This window comes from Pseudomonadota bacterium, from assembly GCA_016927275.1.
Taxonomy (GTDB): domain Bacteria; phylum UBA10199; class UBA10199; order 2-02-FULL-44-16; family JAAZCA01; genus JAFGMW01.
In genome coordinates, this window is sequence record JAFGMW010000031.1 from 1 (window position 1) to 5,373 (window position 5,373).

The following is a 5,373-nucleotide window of genomic DNA, read 5'->3' on the forward strand; positions in this document are numbered from 1 at the left end:
AGGCTGATCACAGATCACGGAGGTTTTAAATGCAGGCAAAGAGAGGTCTTGGGAGAGGGCTTGAATCGCTGATACCGCCGCCGATGGTCGCGGCTGAGGATGGGGCTTTGGACTCCGCGGGTTTCAGGCAGATACCGATCGACAGGATCGTGCCCAACCGCCTCCAGCCGCGCACGGTCTTCGACGAGGAGAGGCTCAGGGAGCTGGCCGACTCGATCGGGGAGCAGGGCATCCTTCAGCCGCTGGCGGTTAGCCCGCTGCCGGACGGCCGCTACGAGCTCATCGCAGGCGAACGCAGGCTGCGCGCCTCGCGCATGGCTGGCCTCGAGAAGGTGCCGGCGGTCGTGAAGCAGGTCGACAACGAGGGGATGCTCGCGCTCTCGATCATAGAGAACATACAGCGCGAGGATTTGAACCCGATCGAGGAGGCGCACGCCTATCGGGAGCTGATGGAGCTCTTCAAGTACACGCAGGATGACGTGGCGAAGAAGGTCGGCAGGTCGAGGGCCGCGGTCGCAAACAGCGTGAGGCTGCTTGCGCTCCCGCAGCTCATACAGGAGGACGTGGCCAACGGGCGCTACTCGGCCGGCCACGCCAGGGCGATACTGGCGGTCGAGAAGATCCACGACAGGCTCAAGCTCAGGGAGCGGATACTGCGCGACACCCCCACGGTCCGCGACGTGGAAAAGATGGTGCAGTCTTACGCCTCGGGTGATAATAGACGCAGGCGCAGGAAGGCCCAGCTCTCGCCGCAGTTGGCGGAGATCGCCGACAACCTGAAGCAGTTCCTCGGGACGAAGGTCCAGATCTCCACCAGCGGGGTTGGCGGCAGGATCACGATAGACTACTATTCGCCGCAGGACCTTGACAGGATATACACGACCATAGCGTGCAGCAGGGAAGCGGCCGCTGCGTGCGAGGCATAAACCGAAACATCAACCGAGGGGGAATCCAATGGCACGGAACAACAGGGACGCAAACCAGATCAACGGCCTCATTGATCGCGGATGCAGCGTTGAGGGGAAACTCGCCTTCGACGGCACGGTCCAGATCAACGGCGATTTCACGGGGGAGATACTCTCGGACGGCACCCTGATAGTCGGCCCGGAGGCGAAGATCTCGGCCAGGATACAGATCGACACGATCATAATCGAGGGCAGCGTTCAGGGGACCGTTGAGGCGAAGCAGAAGGTCGAGCTCAGGCGCGGCGCGAACCTCACGGGAGACATCGAGGCGCCGGCGCTGGTGGTCGAGGAGGGAGCTGTCTTCCAGGGGCGCAGCCAGATGCTGCTCGGCGCCTCGACCCAGGTCCGGGCCGCCGGCGAGATGCCTGCCTCCGAGGGGGCTTTTTCCGCCGACGAGAGCGCCGACTCGCTCATGATGTGACGGCGTCCCGGCAGACGGCGCCAGGGGGAGCCGCATGATCGCTGTGGCCAACGAAATGTTCAAGCTGACGCCCGACTGGACGCTCCCTGTCCAGACGGCGATCTTCGTCCTGGCAGTCTTCGCCCTCTCGTATCTTGTCTTTTCACCCATCCGCAGGATAATCGAGAGGCGCAGGGAGTTCACGACCGAGGCGAAACGGGAGGCGGAGACGCTCGTCGCGGAGGCCGGGCAGCTGGACGAGGGGCGCAGGGAGGTGCTGGCCATGGCCCTGACAGAGGCGCAGGCCGAGCGGGCGAAGCGACTCGCCGAGGCGCACAGGGTGGCGGACAGCACGGTGGCGGCTGCCAGGGAAAGCTCGAGGGATATAATTTCCGAAGCGGCAAAGGGCGCAGAGGCGACGAGGGCCTCTCTCGATATCGAGGCGGGCGGCTGCGCGGAAGAGATAGCGGAGGCCATGGCCGAGCGCATCGCTCACTGATGCGGCGGGCTTGCCAGGGGGATGGATTGGGCATGACCGGTCCTCTCATATTAAGGGTTGTCAACTTCTCGATCCTGGCATTTTTCCTGCTGAGGGTGATGGGCAGATCCATGCGCCAGTTTTTCTTCGCAAAGCACAGGAGGGTGAGGAGGCAGATGATCGAATCGGTGGTTGCGCTCAAGGCGGCCAGGACGACCCTCGCAGAGAGCCGCGAGACCTACGAGCGGCTGCCCGGGGAAATAGCGGCAAGGCGCGGCGCGATAGCGGCCCGCGCCGCGAAGGAGTGCGAGGCGGTCATGGAGGAGGCCCGATTCAAGGCGGATCAGGTGGTCGAGGGGGCCGGCAGGCTCGCCATGGAGGAGAGGCAGAGGGCGGAACGCGTGGTGAAGGAGAGGCTTCTCGACGGGGCCTTCGGTCTCATCGACGCGAAGCTCGCGGGGATGTTTGGAAAAGAGCGCCGGCAGGCGATGGCAAAGAGCGGGCTCGATGAGCTCGAGAAGGCCTGCGCCGGCCGATGAACGGGGGTGGCATTGGACCTCAAGGAGAGATCTCTCGCCAGGAGATACGCACGCGGGCTCGTCGATGCGGCCGCAGGGCTCGCTGGGCTGGCCGAACAGATGAGCTCGCTCGCAGAGGCCTGCGGCTCGGTGCCGGGCCTTGTGAGGGCGCTCTCCGACGAGAGGCGGAGTTTCGCCGCGAGGTCGAAGATGGCATCTGCGTGCGCGAAGGAGATCGGCCTCTCGCGCGAAGCGGAGTCGGCCGTCCTCCTCATGATCAAAAAGGGGAGGGCAAAACTCATACCGCTGGTCGCGGAAGAGGCCGTCGAGATGATCTTTCGCATCGAGGGGAAGCAAAGGGCGAAGCTCAGGGTTGCCGAGGCTTCGCTCGCCGGTGATATCAGATCCAGGGTCGAGGGGGCGCTCTCCGCATCGACCGGCATGAAGGTGGAGTGCGACGTGGACGTCGACCCGTCGCTCATGGCGGGCTTCGATGTTAGGCTGGGCGACATGCACTTCGACGCGTCGGCCGCCGGCAGGCTCTCGAGGCTCAGGGGCGTGCTCTATTCGCACGACAAGGAGCGCTGATGGAGATCAGGGCAGACGAGGTGAGCCGCATCATCAGGGAGCAGATCCGCGAGTTCGGGTCAGGCCCCTCGGCCGACGAGACAGGCCAGATCGTGACGGTCGGAGACGGGATCGCCTACGTGTACGGTCTCTCGGGGGCCATGGCCGGCGAGCTTCTGGATTTCGGCCACGGCGTCGTGGGGATCGCGATGAACCTCGAGGAGGACATGGTCGGCGCGGCGATCATGGGCGACGACGTGAAGCTCAAGGAGGGCGACGAGGTCAAGAGGATGAAGCGCATCGCCTCCGTCCCAGTGGGGGAGGCGATGCTGGGCCGAGTGGTCGACGCGCTCGGCAGGCCGATAGACGGCGGCCCCCCCGTGGATTCGCCGACCATGAGGAACCTTGAGGGCAAGGCGCCGGGGGTCGTGCAGCGCAGGCCTGTCTGCGAGCCGATCTTCACCGGCATCAAGGCGATAGACGCGCTCACCCCGATAGGCAGGGGGCAGCGCGAGCTGGTGATAGGCGACCGCCAGACCGGCAAGACCGCCCTGGCGGTGGACGCGATCATAAACCAGAAGGGGGCGGGCGTACTCTGCATATACGTCGCCATAGGCCAGAAGGTCTCGACAGTCGCCAGGGTGGTGGACAAGCTGAGGGCCCACGGCGCCATGGAGTACACGGCCGTGGTCGTCGCAGGGGCGTCGGAGCCGGCGGCCCTGCAGTACCTCGCGCCGTTTGCGGGCGTGGCCATTGGCGAGCACTTCATGGAGTCGCGCAGGCACGCGCTCGTGGTGTACGACGACCTCTCCAAGCACGCGGTAGCGTACAGGGAGCTCGCCCTGCTGCTCCGCAGGCCGCCCGGCAGGGACGCCTATCCGGGCGACATCTTCTACCTGCATTCGAGGCTGCTCGAGCGCGCGGCGAGGCTCTCGGACGAGCTGGGGGGCGGTTCGCTCACCGCAATACCGATAGTGGAGACGCAGGCGGGCGACATATCGGCGTACATACCGACGAACGTGATCTCCATCACCGACGGCCAGATATACCTCGACTCAGACCTGTTCTACTCGGGGCAGAGGCCGGCCATCAACGCCGGCCTCTCGGTCTCGAGGGTCGGCGGCGCCGCGCAGACCAGGGCCATGAAGCGAGTCGCGGGGACGCTCAGGCTCGACCTCGCCCAGTACAGGGAGATGAAGTCGTTCGCGCAGTTCGGGGCGGAGCTCGACGAGTCGACGAGGCGGCAGATAGGCAGGGGCGAGAGGCTCACCGAGCTCCTCAAGCAGAAGCAGTACAGGCCCATGCGGATCTCCGAGCAGGTGATACAGATCTACTGCGGGGTGACCGGCCACCTCGACGGCATCAGGCTCGACCAGGTCGCACAGTTCGCGGACGGGCTCCTGAGGCATGTGGAGGAGAGCGACGACGAGCTGGTGAAGAAGATGGAATCGAGCGGCGACCTCGACGTGCTGTCGTCCCAGAGGCTGGAGGCTCACATAGAGGAGTTCAAGAAGCAGTTCGTCCCTGTCGCGCAGGAGGCGGCGCCCTGAGGGGTCGGGCCCGCGCATGACCGATGATAACTCAGAAGGAGATAAGGCGCAGGATAGCCTCGGTGCGAAGCACGCAGAAGATCACGCGTGCCATGAAGCTCGTCGCCGCCGCCAGGCTCAAGGGCGCCCAGCAGAGGGCGCTGGCCGACAGGCCCTACACCTCCGCGCTGCACGGCATAACGGTCAGGGTGTCGAGGAGGCTCGGCAGGGAGGCGCCACCGCTATGGAGGAGGCCTCAGAGGCTCGACTGCATCGACCTCATCCTCGTGACATCGGACCGGGGGCTCTGCGGGGGGTTCAACGAGAACCTGCTGCGCGACGCGGAGGAGGGGATACTCGAGCACATGATACACGACATCCGCGTCAAGAATTTCGTGGTCGGCAGGCAGGGGGCGAAGTGGCTGTCCGCGCGCGACTACGACGTGGTGGAGGTCCCGTCGTCGGGCGGGCAGGAGGCCGTGATAAAGTGGCTGCTGGAGACGGCGACGGAGAGGTGCCGCACCGGCGAGAGCGCAGGCTGCAACATAGGGTTCAACAGGTTCGTGAGCTCATCCCGGCAGAGGCCCGTCTTCTGGAACCTGCTGCCGCTGGCGCACCGCGGCTACGACAGGGAGCACAACATCGAGTATCTCTACGAGCCGGGCAGGGCTGCGGCCCTCGACATGCTGACGGCGCAGTCGCTCGTCAGCACGGTGAAGCAGGCGCTGCTGGAGTCCGAGGCCTCGGAGCACGCCGCGAGGATGACCGCCATGGACGCGGCCACGAAAAACGCGGACGACATGATCGCCCACCTCACCTCGGTGTACAACAGGGCGAGGCAGGACGAGATCACCTCCGGGCTCATGGACATCATAAACGGGGCGAGGGCGATGGGATGAGAGGGCAGAGGCTGAGA

7 protein-coding genes are annotated in these 5,373 nt (G+C 65.3%); all 7 read left to right on the top strand.

The features are described from left to right. Positions 1 to 29: 29 nt before the first annotated feature. Genes JXA24_02150 through atpG form a run of 7 tightly spaced genes read left to right on the top strand, consistent with a single transcriptional unit; the run spans position 30 to position 5,356 of the window. A complete protein-coding gene (locus JXA24_02150) occupies positions 30 to 926 on the top strand; it encodes a ParB/RepB/Spo0J family partition protein (GenBank protein ID MBN1282558.1) in 897 nt (298 codons plus the stop codon). Positions 927 to 954: 28 nt separating this feature from the next. Continuing rightward, on the top strand, positions 955 to 1,386 hold the full coding sequence (locus tag JXA24_02155) for a polymer-forming cytoskeletal protein (GenBank protein ID MBN1282559.1): 432 nt from the start codon (positions 955 to 957) through the stop codon (positions 1,384 to 1,386). Positions 1,387 to 1,420: 34 nt separating this feature from the next. Beyond that, the gene (locus JXA24_02160) at positions 1,421 to 1,864 is read left to right on the top strand and encodes a hypothetical protein (GenBank protein MBN1282560.1); all 444 of its coding nucleotides are present in this window, start codon (positions 1,421 to 1,423) and stop codon (positions 1,862 to 1,864) included. Between the two features lie 32 nt (positions 1,865 to 1,896). Next, positions 1,897 to 2,382, top strand: a complete 486-nt coding sequence (locus JXA24_02165; GenBank protein ID MBN1282561.1) for a hypothetical protein — start codon at positions 1,897 to 1,899, stop codon at positions 2,380 to 2,382. 12 nt (positions 2,383 to 2,394) lie between these two features. After that, positions 2,395 to 2,949 (top strand): F0F1 ATP synthase subunit delta, encoded by a 555-nt coding sequence (locus tag JXA24_02170; protein ID MBN1282562.1) that lies wholly within the window; start codon positions 2,395 to 2,397, stop codon positions 2,947 to 2,949. Next, entirely contained in the window at positions 2,949 to 4,478 is a 1,530-nt protein-coding gene (locus JXA24_02175; protein MBN1282563.1) for a F0F1 ATP synthase subunit alpha, read from the top strand. Before JXA24_02170 ends, JXA24_02175 begins: the two co-directional genes overlap by 1 nt. A gap of 23 nt (positions 4,479 to 4,501) precedes the next feature. Further along, positions 4,502 to 5,356 carry an ATP synthase F1 subunit gamma gene (atpG, locus tag JXA24_02180; protein MBN1282564.1) on the top strand — a complete coding sequence of 285 codons (855 nt, stop codon included), beginning with the start codon at positions 4,502 to 4,504 and terminating at the stop codon, positions 5,354 to 5,356. The last annotated feature ends 17 nt before the right edge of the window (positions 5,357 to 5,373 follow it).